20 protein-coding genes are annotated in these 18,944 nt (G+C 35.9%); 7 read left to right on the top strand and 13 right to left on the bottom strand.

Annotated features, from left to right (window positions below; translation table 11 throughout):
- Window positions 1-76 precede the first annotated feature (76 nt).
- The 4 genes from ACFSFY_RS03060 to ACFSFY_RS03045 all read right to left on the bottom strand — a co-directional run bounded on the left by ACFSFY_RS03060 (window position 77) and on the right by ACFSFY_RS03045 (window position 6,126).
- Window positions 77-3,154: an AAA family ATPase gene (locus tag ACFSFY_RS03060; RefSeq protein WP_381535698.1), complete on the bottom strand. Its 3,078-nt coding sequence runs from the start codon at window positions 3,152-3,154 to the stop codon at window positions 77-79.
- Entirely contained in the window at window positions 3,151-4,308 is a 1,158-nt protein-coding gene (locus ACFSFY_RS03055) for an exonuclease SbcCD subunit D (protein ID WP_381535697.1), read from the bottom strand. The genes ACFSFY_RS03060 and ACFSFY_RS03055 overlap by 4 nt, the downstream gene beginning before the upstream one ends.
- Window positions 4,309-4,424: 116 nt before the next feature.
- Window positions 4,425-5,687 (bottom strand): hypothetical protein, encoded by a 1,263-nt coding sequence (locus ACFSFY_RS03050; RefSeq protein WP_381535696.1) that lies wholly within the window; start codon window positions 5,685-5,687, stop codon window positions 4,425-4,427.
- 64 nt (window positions 5,688-5,751) lie between these two features.
- Window positions 5,752-6,126, bottom strand: a complete 375-nt coding sequence (locus ACFSFY_RS03045; RefSeq protein ID WP_381535695.1) for a nucleotide excision repair endonuclease — start codon at window positions 6,124-6,126, stop codon at window positions 5,752-5,754.
- A 297-nt stretch (window positions 6,127-6,423) separates the two neighbouring features.
- On the opposite strand from ACFSFY_RS03045, the gene ACFSFY_RS03040 reads away from it, so the two are divergent.
- Complete coding sequence (locus tag ACFSFY_RS03040) at window positions 6,424-7,302, top strand: SAM hydrolase/SAM-dependent halogenase family protein (RefSeq protein WP_381535694.1); 879 nt, start codon at window positions 6,424-6,426, stop codon at window positions 7,300-7,302.
- Between the two features lie 83 nt (window positions 7,303-7,385).
- Here ACFSFY_RS03040 and ACFSFY_RS03035 read toward each other — a convergent pair whose 3' ends face one another.
- Window positions 7,386-7,733: a YkvA family protein gene (locus tag ACFSFY_RS03035; protein WP_381535693.1), complete on the bottom strand. Its 348-nt coding sequence runs from the start codon at window positions 7,731-7,733 to the stop codon at window positions 7,386-7,388.
- Between the two features lie 151 nt (window positions 7,734-7,884).
- Here ACFSFY_RS03035 and ACFSFY_RS03030 point away from each other — a divergent pair, with 151 nt between their 5' ends.
- Entirely contained in the window at window positions 7,885-8,496 is a 612-nt protein-coding gene (locus ACFSFY_RS03030) for a DUF3298 and DUF4163 domain-containing protein (RefSeq protein ID WP_381535692.1), read from the top strand.
- A 70-nt stretch (window positions 8,497-8,566) separates the two neighbouring features.
- Here the strand turns inward: ACFSFY_RS03030 and ACFSFY_RS03025 are convergent, their stop codons facing one another.
- The gene (locus ACFSFY_RS03025; RefSeq protein WP_381536037.1) at window positions 8,567-9,280 is read right to left on the bottom strand and encodes an NAD-dependent deacylase; all 714 of its coding nucleotides are present in this window, start codon (window positions 9,278-9,280) and stop codon (window positions 8,567-8,569) included.
- Window positions 9,281-9,301: 21 nt separating this feature from the next.
- Complete coding sequence (locus ACFSFY_RS03020; RefSeq protein ID WP_381535691.1) at window positions 9,302-9,973, bottom strand: SOS response-associated peptidase; 672 nt, start codon at window positions 9,971-9,973, stop codon at window positions 9,302-9,304.
- Window positions 9,974-10,259: 286 nt separating this feature from the next.
- Here ACFSFY_RS03020 and ACFSFY_RS03015 point away from each other — a divergent pair, with 286 nt between their 5' ends.
- On the top strand, window positions 10,260-10,703 hold the full coding sequence (locus ACFSFY_RS03015; RefSeq protein ID WP_381535690.1) for a protein-tyrosine phosphatase family protein: 444 nt from the start codon (window positions 10,260-10,262) through the stop codon (window positions 10,701-10,703).
- 100 nt (window positions 10,704-10,803) lie between these two features.
- Here the strand turns inward: ACFSFY_RS03015 and ACFSFY_RS03010 are convergent, their stop codons facing one another.
- Window positions 10,804-12,012 carry an MFS transporter gene (locus ACFSFY_RS03010; protein WP_381535689.1) on the bottom strand — a complete coding sequence of 403 codons (1,209 nt, stop codon included), beginning with the start codon at window positions 12,010-12,012 and terminating at the stop codon, window positions 10,804-10,806.
- A gap of 130 nt (window positions 12,013-12,142) precedes the next feature.
- On the opposite strand from ACFSFY_RS03010, the gene ACFSFY_RS03005 reads away from it, so the two are divergent.
- Window positions 12,143-12,709 carry a nitroreductase family protein gene (locus ACFSFY_RS03005; RefSeq protein WP_381535688.1) on the top strand — a complete coding sequence of 189 codons (567 nt, stop codon included), beginning with the start codon at window positions 12,143-12,145 and terminating at the stop codon, window positions 12,707-12,709.
- A gap of 264 nt (window positions 12,710-12,973) precedes the next feature.
- Here ACFSFY_RS03005 and ACFSFY_RS03000 read toward each other — a convergent pair whose 3' ends face one another.
- Window positions 12,974-13,579 (bottom strand): YitT family protein, encoded by a 606-nt coding sequence (locus ACFSFY_RS03000; protein WP_381536036.1) that lies wholly within the window; start codon window positions 13,577-13,579, stop codon window positions 12,974-12,976.
- A gap of 108 nt (window positions 13,580-13,687) precedes the next feature.
- Between ACFSFY_RS03000 and ACFSFY_RS02995 the strand changes: the two genes are divergently transcribed.
- The 3 genes from ACFSFY_RS02995 (at window position 13,688) to chrA (ending at window position 16,687) form a co-directional block, all read left to right on the top strand.
- On the top strand, window positions 13,688-14,791 hold the full coding sequence (locus tag ACFSFY_RS02995; RefSeq protein WP_381535687.1) for a nitric oxide synthase oxygenase: 1,104 nt from the start codon (window positions 13,688-13,690) through the stop codon (window positions 14,789-14,791).
- Between the two features lie 377 nt (window positions 14,792-15,168).
- The gene (locus ACFSFY_RS02990; RefSeq protein WP_381535686.1) at window positions 15,169-15,477 is read left to right on the top strand and encodes a PadR family transcriptional regulator; all 309 of its coding nucleotides are present in this window, start codon (window positions 15,169-15,171) and stop codon (window positions 15,475-15,477) included.
- A gap of 16 nt (window positions 15,478-15,493) precedes the next feature.
- Entirely contained in the window at window positions 15,494-16,687 is a 1,194-nt protein-coding gene (gene chrA / locus ACFSFY_RS02985) for a chromate efflux transporter (protein ID WP_381535685.1), read from the top strand.
- Between the two features lie 357 nt (window positions 16,688-17,044).
- Here chrA and ACFSFY_RS02980 read toward each other — a convergent pair whose 3' ends face one another.
- From ACFSFY_RS02980 to ACFSFY_RS02965, 4 genes are all read right to left on the bottom strand, one after another.
- Entirely contained in the window at window positions 17,045-17,212 is a 168-nt protein-coding gene (locus tag ACFSFY_RS02980) for a hypothetical protein (protein WP_381535684.1), read from the bottom strand.
- Between the two features lie 85 nt (window positions 17,213-17,297).
- Window positions 17,298-17,768: a DMP19 family protein gene (locus tag ACFSFY_RS02975; RefSeq protein WP_381535683.1), complete on the bottom strand. Its 471-nt coding sequence runs from the start codon at window positions 17,766-17,768 to the stop codon at window positions 17,298-17,300.
- Window positions 17,769-17,849: 81 nt separating this feature from the next.
- Complete coding sequence (locus tag ACFSFY_RS02970; protein WP_381535682.1) at window positions 17,850-18,158, bottom strand: DUF3784 domain-containing protein; 309 nt, start codon at window positions 18,156-18,158, stop codon at window positions 17,850-17,852.
- Between the two features lie 46 nt (window positions 18,159-18,204).
- Window positions 18,205-18,675, bottom strand: coding sequence for a hypothetical protein (locus tag ACFSFY_RS02965; protein WP_381535681.1), 471 nt, complete (start codon window positions 18,673-18,675; stop codon window positions 18,205-18,207).
- Between the last annotated feature and the right edge of the window lie 269 nt (window positions 18,676-18,944).

The raw sequence follows: 18,944 nt of genomic DNA, 5'->3' as shown, positions 1-18,944 counted from the left end.
AAATGCAATTTAGTATTAGTTTCGAATAGTAAAAATGCCCATTCCTCTTCTTAAAGAGGTTTGGGCATTTCATTGTTTATTTAATTATAAACTGAGTATGACTATGACCTGCTTTTGATTTTCTTACCTCAAGTATCGCAGGTAAAGCAGATTTTAATTCCTCAACGTGAGAAATAACACCAATCATGCGACCCGACTTTTGAAGATCAATTAACGTGTCGATTGCTTTGTTTAGAGACTCCTCATCGAGAGAACCAAATCCTTCATCGATAAACATCGTATCGATGATTACAGACCCTTGGAAGCTTTGAATGACGTCAGCCATGCCGAGTGCAAGACATAGTGAAGCATTGAACTTCTCCCCACCCGATAACGTCTTCACATCACGGTCCGCTCCTGTATATGCGTCATACACGTCTAAACCTAATCCACTTTGTTTGCCGTGCGTTTCCTTTCGATCACTGCGAACCAATTCAAATTGACCATTGGATATTTCTTTCAAGCGCTCGTTAGCCGATTGGATAATTCGCTCCAAATATTCAATTTGTATATAGCGTTCAAATGATAATTTTAAACCGTTCTGTCCTCTAACAATATCATAAAGTTCTGTGATTCTACCATAGACACGTTCCAGTTCAACTAGTTTTCCACTAGTCGCTATAATGTTTTCTTTCAATACCATTGTAGATTTTTCATATTCCGAAGATGCATTGTAATTGGCTAGCGATTCTTCATATTCTTTTTTGAGAAAGTCTAATTGTATTTCAAGGGCACTTAAATCCGTTCTTTCCTTACCTTCAAGAAGTCTTTCTAGCTCAGTTAGTGATTCTTTTAATGCATAGAGTTGCTGCTTGAAATTAAAAACCTGAGCCTTTAAAGCTCTTCGATCATCCTCCATCATTTTAGCATTCAGATAGGCTTCTTCTGACTTAAATTCTGATTTCAGCAATGCTTCTTTGAATCTGGACTCGGCTTTCCTACTTTTCTCTTCTGCTTCAACAAACGATAATTGACTATGTGCTTTAGAGGATTTTGAATGACTAAGCTGTTCCCGAGTCTCCTCCATTTCTTTCTGAATGGTTGCCCATGCAAGATCTAAATCAGCTTTTTTATTTTCAGTAGCTTTAATACGTTCTTTTAGAACAGTGAGGATACGAACATCCTCAGGTATTCCCTTCACCATTAATTCCATAACAATTAATTCATTATCATATGATGATTTCTGCATATACAAAGAGCGCTCAAGTTCTGATTTTTTACTGACTAGATTATTCACCACAACCGATAATGCTTTTAAATTTTCTTTTAAAACAATTAATGATTGGCGATCTTCTCGAAGCCCGGCAACTTGAACTTCCAATTTCTTGTTCGTTTCATATACCTCTTCGCTCTCAATATCAATCTTAAGTTCGTTTACTTCAGATATTTTTTCAGTCAATTGCTCAGCAGCACTTTGAAGATTAGCTACGGAAGAACGGTAATCGCTCTCAACATCCGAAAGTATTTTCTTCTCACTCGTTAGCTGGGCCCTCGTTATTGTGGTTTCCATAGTACTACTTGATTTTTCGGGATGATCTAGACTTCCACAAACCGGACACGCTTGTCCTTCATGAAGGGACTCAGCTAACATTGACGCTTGGTTATTCAACCAACTTCTTTCTAATTCACTGTATTCATTTTTGTGTGTATTATATAGAATTTCCTTGATTTCCATTACTGATTCTAATTTTGCTACTTGCTTGTGACGACTTTTCAGTTCATCTAAAACCTTACATTTATGAGTTGTTTCACTTAATAATTGTACGTAATCATCAAATGGAATCATCTTCTCGTCAAGTGCATCAATCTTCAGAAGTAAGGCATCTAATTTACTTTCTTCTGTAATTGCATGTTCTGACAGTACTTGATATTCTGCTTCCATTTTATGAATGTTGTCCTTCATTAATTGAATCTGTTCTTTCTTTGTTGCGAGTTCGGATACAGTCGGCAAATAATCCTTTAAACGAATTAACGTTTCCGTCACTTGATCACGTTCTGTTTTCTTACTTTCCTCCGCTAGATAACGAAGTTCCGTTTGCTTCATTTTTTCAGTAGTAATTTCCTCGGATTTTATCGCTTTATCCAGGAGTTCGGATTTGGATTTCACTTCAATTTTTAGTTCATTAAATTGCTTTTCAATTTCTTCTATGGAGGCCGCCCGTTCCGCTTCAGTTAACTGAAGTTCTTTTTGTTCTATTATCGGAATCTCTTTCGACAGCTCATTGAACAGTAATTCTTTTTGATCCTTCTCCAAAAAACGTTCATTTAAACTTTTCGAAGAATGATAGATCGAAAGTTTGTCAGCATGAATTTTTACATTTAAATCATAATTCATTTTATCAGCGACTATTTTTTCGGAGTAGTACTGATACTCCTCTTCCAAACCATGTAGGACTTGATGGACATTATAATGTTCGTTAGAAAGTGTTTCAAATATCGACGATTCCCGCTTCGGCAATACAGCAGTAATTTGATGAATAAATCCGTCTTGCGTTCGCATTTCACTAGTGAGTTTTTCTTGTGCTTTAATCCTTTTTTCTTTCAACTTTTCTGCAATTTCACGATATGGTTCTGTTTTAAAAATTTTCCTCATAATCGTCTCTTTGTTTTCAGTATTCGATGTAAGGAACTTTCTGAATTCTCCTTGAGGAAGCATAACAATTTGACTGAATTGGGCTTGAGTAAATCCTATGAGCGATTCTGCCTTCTTGTTAATTTCTGAAATGATTTGTCTATCCACAAGAGGTATTTCACCATTTTCCGTTTGCTCATAAAACTCGCATAATGCGATTGTTTCGCTTTTGTTTCCTTCTTTAGTGTATGGAATTTGTCGCATGATTCGATACGTTCGATTGTGGATTTGGAAAACCAATTCTACGGTAGTTTGCACACTGTCATCCGCAAAGTCGCTCCGCATTGCACGTATGTCTGTACGATCTTCTCCACTTGCTTGTCCATATAAAGCAAAACAGATTCCGTCAAATATCGTTGTTTTACCAGCTCCTGTTGCTCCAGAAATAACGAATAATCGATTGTCTTTTAACTCCGTAAAGTCTACTATTTCTGTATCTTTATAAGGACCAAAAGCGGTCATTGAAAGTCGTAGTGGTTTCAAATCTCGGTCTCCCCCTTATTCATCACCTCTTGAAGGACTTCAGCGAAAAGTGTTTGTGTTTCTGTGTCAGCTTCTTCGCCTATCATCTCTTCGTAGAAGGATTTAAACAATGTTAAATCATCCTTTTTCTCTTGTTTAATTTCCTTTGTTTTTTTATCATTCGAAGTGGTCATCTGTATTTCCCGTTCGATATGCATTGCATTCGGAAATACGGAACGAACTTTTTCCATCGGAAATAAAACCGGTGTTTCATCCAGTAATTTAACAAAAATATAATCTTCACTAATGGGTTCTTGTAATATGGATTCCATTGTTCCTCTAACTGTTCTCATATCATGTTTCGATTGTAGTTCTCTTTTTTCAACAGTGACATGGCCTTCACCGTCCATTTCAATGATGAAGAACCCTTTGTTATGATGTTCTTCTGAAATAGAGTATTTCATCGGCGATCCGGCATATCGAATTGTTTCATTCAGAACATTATGCGCTTGGTGTAAATGTCCAAGTGCTGTGTAATGGAAGGACTCAAAAAGATGTGCCGACACATACTCTGCACCACCAATTGCAATTGGTCGTTCTGAATCGCTTGTATTTTCTTCACTTTCTCCATGTTTCGTCACAAATGCATGACCTACAAATACATGACGTGCATCCTTATCTAGTGTTTCTTGAATACTGTCCGTCACTTTTTTCATTGCATCATTATGATTTGAAATTGTTTCATCTTCATGAAGATGTTTAACAACAGAAGGGTCTGCAAAGGGCACTAGATGAAAATGTACCTCACCAAATGCATCGTTTAGTATAACCGGTTTTATTTCCTTAGTCATCTGTCCCACAATATAACATCCGTTCGCTTCCATTAATCCCCTAGCGAAATTTAGACGACCTGGACTGTCGTGATTGCCTCCGATTGCAAGTACTGGGATTTTTAAATTGAGAACTATTTCTTCAAGTACTTCATCAAGCAAAGCGACCGCCTCTGTTGGCGGAACAGCCCGATCATATAAATCACCTGCGATTATAATTGCATCGGGACGTTCTTCCTTCACGATTTCAATAAATTGATTTAAAATAAAGCGTTGTCCTTCTGTCATATATATACCTTGAACGAGTTTCCCTAAATGCCAATCGGCTGTATGAAAAATCTTCAATTTCGTACTCCTCCTTTTCAAGACTCTTTCCTACCACTCTACAGGAAATTCGACTTAAAATGAATAAAAACTAAGGAACCAAATTTGGCTTCCTTAGCTTCGTAACCTCTCTTTATTCAAATATCCTGTAAAAACACAATTTCTCCCGTTAATGCATCGACACCTTCCGCAGCATCTAGCAAACCATATAATATGTACTTCTCTTTTTCTAAATCATAGACATACGTTGGTTCCAATGTAATGTACGGAAGCATTTTTTCGTATGCATCATCATGTGTGATAACTGCAGTTTTTGCAGGTTCGAATGAGTCGAAAATTTCAAACATGGCACCATTATCTATATAATTAAGCAAGCCAAAAGTTTGTGGTTCTATAAATACAACAAACTTCCGATTAAATAGAATATCGTCTTCTTCATTCATCCTACAAACTGCTTCAATGTAATTTTCTTTTCGTTCGATTGTTGCGACTTTCCACTTACCAGATTCCAATGGAAACTCTGTACGTAATACATCTCGCACGACTTGAGTGGACAATTCTATGTCTTCATTGGATAAAAACAATTTTGCCTCATCGCTAATTTTCTTAAACGCTTCGTCCACCGTTATTTCAGATGCGAGAAAGATATCTTGTCGATTCAGTTCCCTTACCAAAGGTGCCTCCCAAACAATAATTTCATCTAGTATAATTTCCGATCTTTCATGTTCAAGATACGGTACTAATTTTGAACCATCCATTGAAATAAAAACTTCTTCCATTGCATACACAGGCACAAAACACTTTTTACTTTCTGATGGAATCTTAACAAGCTGTAATTGCTTTTTAACAAGGGGTTCAATATTTTCAAGTGTTAACGTAAATATAGATTCAATAATTTCTTCTTGCGATGGGATTGTGCCATGTATATTAAAATTGATTAGTTTACCATTCGTATCAAACTCAACATTCATTACTCCAGAAGGCGTGAGTTTAATGCCATCGATATCAGATTCGTATGTATATTCATTTTCATTACTACCAGATAGTTTAAAATCTACTCCATAAATTAATCCCGTTTCACTTTCAATCCATTTTCCAACTTCTTGAGATGTTTTTTCATTAAAGTGAGTGATTGTTGAGTTCGATATTCCTCCAACAAATACAACACTAGCGAAAGAGCTTACTGAAATATTATATTCAACAACTGCCGTTCCATCTGGATTTGAATCCTCATCAACAGGTTGTTCTTCATGTGCAGGAAACCATTCCATATTAAAGGTGTACTGAATTTTACCGATAGGATCTCTTTTTTTATAAATAGAAGTCCGTTCAAGTATGTAGTTATCCAATCCAAATTTCATTTTTGTCTCTTCAATAATTTTTTGTAAGCGTAAGTCCATTTAATCACCTCTTCAATTTAATTAACAAAAAAGCCGATTGCCATTGGCAGTCAGCTTTTTGCTTTTATTCGAAAAATACTTTGTCTACGTTATACTTAGCACGTTCCGCATTAATAATATACGTTTCATAAATTTCACGTTCCATTGCATCTTCTACAATGATTACGGAAATTTTATTCACTTCATCGCGGTGGTTTTTGATTGGTGAAACACTGTCTTCGAAATGTTTTTTTACACGTTGACGTACTTTACGTGCTTTACCAACAAATAAAAGTTCGTTTTTCTTGTTGTAAAACAAGATTATTCCGCCTTTATCTCTAGGTATTTCATGCAAATCTACAAAACCGAAAAACGGCTTAATGGGTGCTTCAGTTGCACTCATTTTTTGTTCACGTTGTTCAATTGTTATATCGGGTTGTGGTATTTTAATTGTTATCATATCAACTTCACGTCCTCTTCTATACTAAAGATAAATATTACCACAAAAGTCCGGGAAAAGCGAAGAACTATATATATTTATGGCCTATAAAATCGGTAAGCATCTAATTATCACTTTTATACAAATCCATCAACAGACAAATTAGCTTATCAGAATATTCTTGTGAAAAATTGACTAATCAAAAAATATCGTGTAAATTATTTGCATCTGTATATAAAGGTGAGAACAATTTGTTGGTCTACTAATTGACTTAAACTTCAGTTTTTATAAATTGCAGATAAAAGGAGTTCGGTTTTTATGACAAATGGATTATTAGTTTTTCAATCTGATTTTGGAAACAGCGATGGTGCAGTGAGTGCGATGCACGGAGTAGCCAATTCAGTTCAATTAGGGATTCCAATTTTTGAGATTACACATCAAATCCCACAATACAATATTCGAGAAGCCTCTTACCGTTTACTACAAACAGTTGACTATTGGCCAAGTGGAACTGTCTTTGTCTCTATTGTGGATCCAGGGGTCGGTTCAGATAGAAGAAGCGTTGTAGCAAAAACAATTAATAATCACTACATCATTACCCCAGATAATGGGACACTTACACATATCAAAGAATTTGTCGAAATTACAGATGTACGAATCATCGATGAGACAATAAATCGGCTGCCAAAATCGGGCGAATCTCATACGTTTCATGGTCGAGATATTTTTGCATATACAGGAGCACGGCTTGCGAGCGGGTTAATTGAATTTGAAGCTATTGGCCCTACTGTCCACCCGAGTACACTTATCAATCTTCCATTAAAAAGCGCATCCTTAATCAACGAAGTAATAACCGGTATTATAGACATTATTGATAAACCGTTTGGCAATCTTTGGACAAATATTAGCCGAGAACAATTCATGAAAATCGCTAAGGATTTCGGAGATTCTTTTGAAGTTTCAATTATAAGAGACGGAAGAATAATTTACAAAAGCATTTTGAAATACGGCCGATCGTTTGCAGATTCACATATTGGAGAACCCTTATTATACGTAAACTCACTGGATAATATGGGAATCGCTATTAATCAAGGATCATTCTCTGACGCTTACCGTGTCCGCACTGGAACCAGTTGGGAAGTCGTAATCTGTAAGATGCCTGAAGTCGACAAAAATCTTACCCGAAAAAGAATTTGATTGAAAAAAGACCATTAATTCATCTAATTACACAAAAGTGTAGATGGATTAATGGTCTCTATTCATGAAACCGATTTATATGTTCATTTGATGTCTTCACCGAGTAGTTTTGTGACCTTTTGCGATGCTTTGTTTTTAATAGAGTCATCAATATGTGAAACTACTTTAAATACTGCTGCCGCAACAACAGTCGCGTCATCTGCAAGACCAATGACGGGTATAAAATCTGGAATTAGATCTATCGGGAATATTAAGTAGCTCAGTGCCCCAACAATAATCAGTTTTGTAGATTTTGGCACACCCGGACTTTTCGCAGTATAAAAGAGTAATAAACTATAATAAGCTGTCTTTCTCCCCGCTCTTTTTCCATAATCCCTCATCTTGTTCCAAAACTTTTTATCGTTCACAACGATTTCATTGTCTACCGTCATAGGATCCCTCCTTCAGTTTACTTCATAATTAAATAATACATGGAACGACATTTCATGTCACTAAATAACCTTGACGCAAAATGAAAACAGGAATTTGTATGTGCCCTGTTACATACAATTAACTACGACCCAAACTGAAAGGAAGTAATGAATGGATCTTCCGGTTTCAATTCGAACCCATATGTTCATATATAAAACGCCAAATGTAAAAGTATATTACCCCACAGTTATTAATTTAAAAAATCGAGCCGTAGAACAAAAAGTCAATGAACAAATTATATCTACTTTTAATAAAATGCTCATTGAGCAATACTTTTTCGATCCAATATTAATAGAATTGATTGCATATTTTGAGATAAAAACAAATCTACGAGGAATTTTAAGTTTAAATCTTATTGTCTATTCATTTACAGGCGGAGCACATGGAATGACGATTATTAAATCCCTTACATTTGATGTTCATACTGGAAAAGATTATTCTTTGAATGAATTGTTTAAACCAGGTAGTGATTACGAGAAAACCCTTTCAGGCATCATTCGTCAGAAAATTAAAGTTTGGGATATCCAGTTAATAGTGGATTTTGAAGGAGTTCGAAGTGGCCAAGATTTCTACATTGCAGATTCTGTACTTGTTATTTATTTTCAACTCTATGAAATAACCCCCTACGCAGTAGGGTTTCCATATTTCCCTATTCCGATTATGGATATAGCAGACAGTATTAACCCCGATGGCCCACTAAATCGAATGATGTCCTTTACTTAATAACATTTACAGAAAAACCTTCAACTATGATAAATGTTGAAGGTTTTTTCTTATTACTTTCATATTTCCACTACATAAGCTTTTCATTTATTTCAATTAATAGGTCGCCTATTTTCCGATCATTAATCACAAGATCAGCGTAGCTATCAAATTCTGTAGGTTCTAAATTTACGATAACAAGTTTCGCACCGTGATCCTTCGCTAAAAGTGGAAACTGATTAGCTGGCGTAACGGTCAATGAAGATCCTAACACTATAAACAAATCTGCTTTTTCGGACTCCTCTATTGCCTTCATAAAAGGTTCTTCAGGAAGTCCTTCACCAAATAGAACTACAGATGGCCTAAGTTTACCACCACATGTACAGTAAAAATGATTCGTTTCATACTTTTCACTACTAAATTCCAAACCACATTGTTGACAATGAACCGTTTGCAACGTACCGTGCAATTCCATTACATTTTTCGATCCAGCTCTGTAATGAAATCCATCCACATTTTGTGTGATGATGCTGTCAACAAGACCTGCCTTTTCCCACTCCACTAATAATTCATGCCCTTTATGTGGTAAACAATCTTTTACACCCAATACTCTTTCACGATAAAATTGAAAAAACCGTTCGACGTCACGATTCATCGAGTCCACGCTAGCAATAAGTGTAGGGTCTACATTCTCCCAAAGTCCTGTGTTCTTAGATCGAAAATCTGGCAAGCCGCTTTCCGTAGACATACCTGCACCTGTAAATACAACGGTATAATTCGAATTTCTTAATAACTCTGCAATCAACAACATCTCTTCCCTTCTAAGTTATATAGGAATAATAAGTGATTTCTCATTATTTTTCGGAGAATTCACCTCGCTAGAAACCGCATAAGCCTCCATCTGATTCTCATCAAATGGCCTTAGTATATTGCCCAGGAAATCCGTATCCTTAATTGATGGATTTAACCAATCCGCCTCATCTTCAGGACGAAGCATAACCGGCATACGATTATGAACTTTTTCAACTAAGGGATTGGGCTTCGTCGTAATTACCGTACATGTATTTAGTACGTTCCCATCCTTAGATGTCCACGACTCCCATAAACCTGCTATACCAAAGAGTTCATTCGATTTCAACTTAAACCGCATTGCAACTTTTTCTGAGCCAACCTTTTGCCATTCGTAAAATGAATCCGCAGGAATAATGCATCTCTTCTTTTTATAGGCATTTTGAAAACTAGGTTTTTCATCTAAAGTCTCTGATCGAGCGTTAATCATTTTATAACCTATCTTAGGGTCCTTTGCCCAAGGTGGTATTAAACCCCAACGCAAATAACCAAGTCTGTTCTTCGTACCATCATTTATAAGTGCCACTACTTGTTGTGAAGGTGCAATATTGTAACTCGGAATATAATCTTGTTCTTCAAAAGCAGTTTCAATATCAAAACGCTCAATAATATCAAAATATGGGGCAAACAAAGTAAATCGACCACACATCCGAATTCCTCCCTTACTTTACAGGTGCTATTACAATAACCTTACCATGATTTTTATTTTCAGTCTTTAAAGCAGATGCCAAAATGAACAACCTTACCTTAATTGACAAGTAAAAGTCTAAAAATGATTCTGACTTAAACAGGATGTTATTATTGTTCAGACTACTATTTTATAGGCCTGCAACCAATCTAGTTGGGTGTGCAACCATTTACTAGTAGAAATCCCACCCCACCACTCCCCAATAATCACACATAAATGGTATACTCTAATAAACTTACAAAGGACAGTGAAGACATTGAAAGAAAAACTTTATCAAGAACTGATACCAGGACGTATATTTATTGGTGGCATTGACGCTATCGATGACCTTCTATCTAATGAGAACATAGATGTTATTTATGATCTACGTGCTGAAGTAAATCATCCACTTTCAACCGAAATAAGCGTGCATCAGCCGATTTTAGACGTAGGTGAACAGCAAGACAATTCTATAACCTCAACTACAAAAACAATTGCTGAAGCGTATCGCTCGGGAAAAAACATCTACTTCCACTGCAATACCGGCCGAGGCCGTGCAGGAACCATCGCAGCTGCGACATTATTGGAATTAGGTCTTGCAAATACCGTTAACGACGCCGAACAAAAAGCCTTAGAAATACGACCACAAATCAATATAAAACCACAATTTAAAGAAGCACTTACCCGGATTTATGAAGATCAGACCAAATAAAAAAAGCACCAATTTCCTGTTGTAAAAAGGGAATTGGTGTTTTTTTTATGGTACAAAATATACTACGATTCTACATTTAACTTCAAAAATCCACAACTGCTTACTGTACTGCTACTATTTTCTGATCGCGTGGTAAACCCAAACATGTTAGGCCTATAAGCGGGATAAAAGAAACAATCAGCATTGTTTGATACACTCCAACGCTATCCATTAGGATCCCTATAGCAACTGCTCCGATTGCTCCCATCCCGAATGCAAGCCCCACTGTTAGTCCTGCCATTGTCCCTATTTTACTTGGAACAAGTTCCTGGGCATATACCACCGTTACAGAAAAGCTCAACATGATGAAGAAACCAATGAGCCCTAATAATACGATTGCAACGCCAAGAGGCACATGTGGTAATAGAATACAAAGTGGAATAGGAACAACTTGCGAAATGACAATAACATTTTTCCTTCCTATTTTATCAGCTATGGGTCCTCCAAAAAATGTTCCCGCAGCTCCCAGAACTAAAAATAGAAATATAAACAATTGTCCCGTTGTTATCTCAACACTATACTTTTCAATTATATAAAAAATATAAAAACCGGTTATATTTGCAACATAAAACGATCTAGCAAAGATGACTGTTAGCAATAAGGTGAGTGCTATACCAACCTGCTTCTTCGTTAAGTTTTCCATTGTAGATAAAATGACCCGTTTTCTTTTGTTCAATTTCTCCTGAACTAACTCTTCTTTATACCAAGCAGATATTCTAAGTAACATAAATATTGCTAAAGCCGCTACCAATATAAATATAGCCGCTCCCTTTTGTCCAAGTGGCCATAATATGTAAGCACTAATCAGTGGCGCAAGAGCTTGCCCCGTATTCCCTCCTACTTGGTAAATCGATTGAGATAATCCTCTTTTAGTTCCAGCCGCCATATAAGAAACTCGTGAACCTTCTGGGTGAAAGATTGCTGAACCTAATCCCAGCAACATAACTGATAGTATAATGAGCCAATAAGCCGGGGCAAATGCAAGCCCTGCTATACCAATTAATGAAAAGGTCATACCAATAGGAAGCGTATAAGGTCTCGGCTTTCGATCACTTAAGTAACCAACTACTGGTTGTAGTACCGATGCAACCATGTTGAGAGCAAAAGCGATTAATCCCAATTGCGTAAAAGTTAAGCCCAAATCCCTTTCAAGAATTGGGAACATCGCAGGAATTACCGATTGAAGAGAGTCATTCAGCAGATGGACTCCTCCGATTGCAAACATTACAGGATATACTGGGTTGCCGAGTGTTAGTTTATTCGTTGTCATTTAACAATCCCTCACACTTTCTATATTCAAAATACTTGATTACCTTAGTATAACTTGAATCCTTTCTAAATTGGCATGATATACTAAAATAAGTAGTCTAGAATATATTTCATGAAAAGGGGTTGTTTTGATGAATATACACGAAGCAATACAAACGAGAAGAAGTATACCACTCGTTACAGAAGATCCTGTACCAACAGATATGATTGAAAAAATTCTCGAATCAGGCACTTATGCACCCAATCATTACCGAACAGAACCATGGCGTTTTTTCGTTTTAAGAGGTGAAGGTAGAGTAAAATTAGGAGAAGTTTTTGCGGACGTTGCACGTTCCAAGGAGGGTGTTACCGAAGCCGATAATGAAATAAGAATTTCAAGAAGTATAAAGAACCCTTTACGTGCACCTGTAATTATTGCTGTTGGTGTTGAGCCTGGTAATGCAAGAAATGTACTGATTAAAGAAGAGTACGCGGCGGTAAACTCTGCGGTACAAAATATGCTTTTAACTGCACATGCACTCGGTCTTGGGGCGATTTGGAGAACAGGATCTGTCTGTTATGAAGATAAAGTTAGAGACTTCTTTGGCCTATCCAAACAAGGAGAAGTTATTGCTTTTATTTACATCGGATATCCCGATATGGAACCAAAAGATATGAAGAAAACGAATTATAAAGAACTAACAACATGGATTGATTAAAACAACTTTTTATATACGCTTGAGTTACAAATTGCAAATTCCTTTGTGTCTTTTAAGACTAAAGTGATTTAGAAACAGGTATTTGCTAGCACTATTAACGATGAAATAACATCCAAAAAGGTCGTAAACTGGAGCTCCCCCTTCCAAGTTTACGACCTTTTAACTTATATCATAATTTACAAGAGTAAAAGACTTATATAATTCCCTTCAGCCGTTCCTCTGTAAATAGTTATGCTAAACATTCAATACGATAAAACAATTTTCCTAACTTACCTTCTCGTACTGAAGCTTTTTTTGCTTTTTTGGTATCGAAATAATAAAGCTTGTGGAGATACCCACTAATAGAACCGTTGTATACGATAATAGTAAATGTGACGAGGTAATGAGCAAACATCCTATTGAAACAATTACAACATCAAAACATAAAATCACAATACCTGGATTGAGCTTTAATTTTCTAGCAAACATTTGTGCAAGTAAATCTACTCCACCCACACTTATGTCTAACCTGAACATGATGCCGACTCCCGATCCAATCAATATTCCTCCCAGCGCTGCACTAATTAGAGGATTAATTATGAAATACTTTCCAATCTCCGACAGTGGATATAGTAAATCGATAATAACAGAAGATAGTAACATTCCATGAATTCCATTATAAAAAAAGGTTCGATAATAATTCCAGGCGATAATAAAAATCGGAATGCTAATGAGTAGAAATGTTAAGCCCACTTTTGCATCCATTAGATAATGAAAAATCAAACTTATGCCAAGTGCACCGCCTTCTAATAATTTATGTGGCACTAGAAATAGATTTATACCAATCGCGATTAGAACGCTTCCAAATACAATTGTTAGTGCCTTTTGCATAAACAAATAATACCCCACCCATTCGTTAGACATAATAGATGTATATGCTCAAAACATTCAAGTCTTCACTTGAATTCGTGTTAAACTTAATATAAGGAGTTGATATAAATGGTTCAATCTATTAAGACCAATGAATTGCTAATGGAAGCAACACACTTTATTAATCTATGTTACGACGAACTCGGCATATCTAAAGAAAATCAATTGAAACGAATCGAAGAAATCAATACTGAAATACATACTACTGGAACATATTCTCACAAAACAATTGAATTAACACACGGAGCAAAAATGGCTTGGCGTAATAGCAATCGTTGCATCGGTCGATTACTTTGGAATACGCTACATATTATTGATGCACGTGATGTACATACAACAGATGATGCCTATGAAAAACTAGTTAATCATATTGATTATGCTACAAACGGTGGAAAAATCCGTTCCACTATTACGATTTTCCCACCTCGAAAAAATGGAATAGATCCTATTCGAATTTGGAACCATCAATTACTGCGGTATGCCGGATACGAAGAGGGCAATGAAGTAGTTGGTGATTCATCATCCATCAAATTGACAAAAATGTGTGAAAGAATGGGATGGAAAGGGGCTAACACCCAATTCGATATTCTTCCTTTAGTCCTTCAGGAAGCAGGAAAAAAACCTGAATTATTTACAATTCCAACTAAAATTATTAAGGAAGTACCGATAACTCACCCGCAGCTCGATGGTATTAGCAAGCTCGGTGCTAAATGGTATGCCGTACCAATCGTTTCAAACATGCGCTTAGAGATAGGTGGAATTGTTTATCCGATGGCTCCATTTAATGGTTGGTATATGGGCACCGAAATTGGAGCGAGAAATTTAGCTGATCAAGATCGATATAATTTATTACCAAAAGTTGCTGAAATAATGGAGTTAGATACGAAGTCAAGTAGTTCACTTTGGATTGACAAAGCATTAATCGAATTAAACATCGCCGTATTACATTCTTACCAAGAAGCACATGTAACGATAGTCGACCATCATACAGCAGCAAAACAATTCAAGGTTTTTGAAGCAAATGAAATCAGAAACGATCGACCAATCACAGGTAATTGGGCATGGCTTATTCCACCAATATCAGCTGCAACAACTCATATATACCATAAACCATATAAAAATGATGTTTTAACTCCCAATTACTTTTTTCAACCGGACCCTCTAGAAAACTAAACGGACAGTTCTAAATGTCTATGTTGTTTTACGATTTGCTTTACACTTAGTATTGTCGGTACTCTAAGCTTTTTTGGATTTCTTATTCAGGTTATTATGAAGAGATCAATGAAATTGGTCTCTTTTTTCGTTGATTCACTTTATCGATAGACGCCCCCTGGAAAAACCCTGAATTCCACTCGTTCGATGCTCCATTTTCAACTATATTTTTTAATTGCTTTTCCACTTGAAAATAGTCAATCCGAACAAAATGTACGACTTAATGTAAAGGTTATGTAAATGTTCGCTTTTGCATTGTAAATAATCAAAAAATACCATATACTTCCGATATCGGGAATCGATATTTAAATTCAATATCAATAGTTAGAGGTGATATTTTGGAAGATAAAGTATTAAGGAAATTATTTCTTGGGTTTATTCACATTCACATACTTCACCATGCAAAAGAGCATCCCTTATACGGGGTATGGATGTTAGAAGAACTCAGAGAACACGGTTACAGTATCGGTTCCGGAACTCTTTACCCCATCCTGCATTCAATGGAATCTGACGGACTTCTAATTCGGGAAGATAAAAACGTGGATGGCAAAATCAGGAAGTATTATACGACAACTGAAAAAGGAGATCTAGTACTCATAGAAGCTCGAAAAAAGGCATATGAACTTTTTAAAGAAATCAAAGATTAACAAAAAGGAGATTATAATGAATCATTCTAAACCTGCTAATAGAATTAAATCACTTGTGGAGATTTTTTTAGTTTCAATACGACTTGGGTTTACATCTTTCGGTGGACCGACAGCTCATTTAGGTTATTTTCATGAGGAATATGTACGAAGAAGAAAGTGGATGGATGAAAAAAGTTATGCGGATTTAGTTGCTTTATCTCAGTTCTTACCGGGTCCAGCTAGTAGCCAAGTGGGTATTGGTATTGGTGTTATGCGTGCAGGTGTATTAGGTGGAATTACATCCTTTATTGGTTTTACATTACCTTCTGTTATTGCACTTATCCTATTTGCTTTACTGCTCACTGGTACGGATATTGGAGATGCTGGATGGATACACGGATTAAAGATTGTTGCAGTAGCCGTAGTTGCACATGCCATTATCGGAATGGCCAAAAACTTAACGCCTGATTTAAAAAGAAAAGCCTTCGCCCTATTTGCACTACTAGGTACACTTCTTTGGCAATCCGCTTTTACACAAGTAGGCGTCATTTTAATTGCAGCATTCTTTGGATTTCTTTTATTTAAAAAACAGGATGTAGTTGAAGAAACAAAATCGAGTTTTCCTATTACCAAAAGAGTTTCAGTGATCTGTCTCACTTTATTTTTCGCTTTGTTATTTCTATTACCGGTTCTAAGAGAAATAACTGGATCTTATTGGGTAGCAATGTTTGATAGTTTTTATCGTTCAGGTTCCCTAGTCTTCGGTGGAGGTCATGTCGTTTTACCGTTATTAGAACAGGAACTTGTTCCAGCGGGTTGGATAAGCGAAGAGGCTTTCTTAGCAGGTTATGGTGCGACGCAAGCAGTACCTGGACCGCTGTTTACATTTGCAGCGTATTTAGGAACTGTAATGAAAGGTTGGCAAGGTGGTTTAGTCGCAACGTTTGCAGTGTTCTTACCCGCTTTCCTTTTGATTCTTGGTGCGTTACCGTTTTGGGATAGTTTACGTAAAAACCCTAAAATTAAAGGTGCAATAATGGGTGTAAATGCAGCAGTAATCGGGATTTTAATCTCTGCTTTTTATTTCCCAATTTGGACAAGCTCCATTTTAGCACCTGTTGATTTTGCTTTAGCTGCAATTTTATTTAGTATGCTCGCCTACTGGAAACTTCCACCTTGGGTTATTGTAGTTTCCGGAGCTATAGGTGGATCTCTTATGACGTTTATTTAAATGAGTATATATAAACTAAAAAGACTAACGAATTGTTAGTCTTTTTTCATTATCAATCCGTCAGACAAAGATCTGCTCATAATGCTTCGCTTTTAGCCGTGGGCCCACACGAGTTTGGTCATGCAAGTCGTTACGAAGGTTGTCGTGGCTTTTGACTGTCATGCACTCCAATCAACTAAGTGTCTATAAAAAGTTCTTGGTCCACGTATACACCCGGATTGTTTAAGGGGGTTTCATTTTTCAAAACGAACTACTGTTTTTTCAGGTAATTCAATTTCATCAACGTCAAAATATCCAATTAAAAGGCTCGTTTGAATCGCAGCCCTTATGCTGATATCGCATCCTTTAGTTGAGTTATCAAAATAAACCTGACAAAACTAAAATGAATGCTCCTGCACTACATATAGATGCAAGAATGGTATAAATCATAAAATTATGCTTATGTTTCTCATCAATAATTGCTCGTATTGCAAAAATAGTAAAGAAAATCATGAAAAATCCAAGTAATGAATATATAAATAGCATTTCTATTCCCCCTAATATGGCTTTTTCTCTTATCTTTTAAATATTTTGGCTCAAATTTAGAATATGCTGAATTTCCTTGTTGGTATTAGTCATCAACAACTTCGATTAAATCAGTATGAATGCTAATAAAGTATGTTTCCAATAAATTGTCTAACTTGCGATTCAACTTGTGGAATTCTTTATCCGCTTTTTCAATGACAGTAAAAAATTCATCCTCATTAATATCTTCTTTTTCTAAAGCAACATACAACCTCCACATTTCTTTACCATACTTCTTCTCAATGATTGCATAATCATGAGCACCTATTTTTTCGAGGACAGCTATTAATTCATTTATATAATGGTCTATGCCAACCTTTTTAATATAGAATTCAGACCAATTAAGTAAACTTTCATGACCCCCACTTTCAAGCTCACTGTAGTATTGGAATACAATAAATGCTTCTTTTAAAATTGTATCTTTCGTTGATGGATCACACTCACTTACGACTTTTATTACAGCATTCCATATATCATTCTTATCCAATAAATCTTTTTTGTTCATTTTAGGTTTCATAATTTTCCCCCTACCTCTTTTTGTGGCTGTCTCAAGCGAACTTGCTTTCTGAAAAGCCTCTAGACTCATTTCATAGAAAAACTATTTTTTAAATCTGTTTCCTGTATTCATATATATAAGCATAAAAACTATTATAGCCAAAAATAAAACTAGACCAAAGTAGAACAACCCGTTCATATCGTAAGCTTCACTGAGGACCCAAAAAACCATACTAAATGATAAAGCAAACATCATTTTCCCCATAAATTTACAAAGTTCGATCGTATCATACTTTTCTTTTTCTTCTGGAGGCAGTGTGTTAAAACCTGCGATTAAAAAAGATCCTTTGCCCCTCATGAATACAATTCCTAATCCTAGGAACAATCCAATACCTAAGAGCATAATAATCATTTTTTATCCTCCCTCCTTAATATTAAATACAACGTGACCATTTCGTTTATAAGAACTGATTTATTAAGTGCCGTTTGGATTCCCGCACAATAACCTGATGTAAAGAATCTCGAGTGATGTTATTTATGTTATCCCCGTACAAAAAGTCATCAATCATCTCACTTATTTCATACCATCCTGCTTGCTCTTCATCATGGGTATCTTCATAACCAATTGTATAAATTTCATATGCATTTTCAATTGCTTTACTCTCATTTTTAATTATTTGACTCAGTAAATAATAGACATAGTGTTTGACACTCTCTTCGTAAGTAGGTTCCGCAATTGCAAGCTCATTTAAAGCCCTATTGAAATATTCTTCTACTTCAAAAATATTCAGAGGTTCTGTTAAAGAAACAAGTACATTTAGAGAAGGTGCAGACATTCCTTTATGCACCATACAAATAGCCCATTCTAGATAATCAGAAACCAGTACTTTTCTTTCAAACTTCTTATAATACAAAACTCCAGTATCCATATACATACTCCTCGCGTTGCAGAAGATTTAGCAATCATAAGCTGTGGTCTTTTATTGTTCTGAAAGGATTCGTTGAATTTGCAAGCCAACAAATCACTTACAAGGCTGTTCTATTATATTTAATGAATAGGAATAGTAACTATTGATGCTCCAAAATAAACCACTAGGGAGTGTCAATATTTATGTGTAAATGACAATCCAACCTTTTCATTGTGAATATCACTTATTTCTTTTTTATAGCTTATGAATAGAGCTTATTTGCTCTAGAT

The organism is Sporosarcina siberiensis (assembly GCF_042681925.1).
Taxonomy (GTDB): Bacteria; Bacillota; Bacilli; order Bacillales_A; family Planococcaceae; genus Sporosarcina; species Sporosarcina siberiensis.
This window is presented reverse-complemented; position numbering and strand designations above follow the sequence as displayed.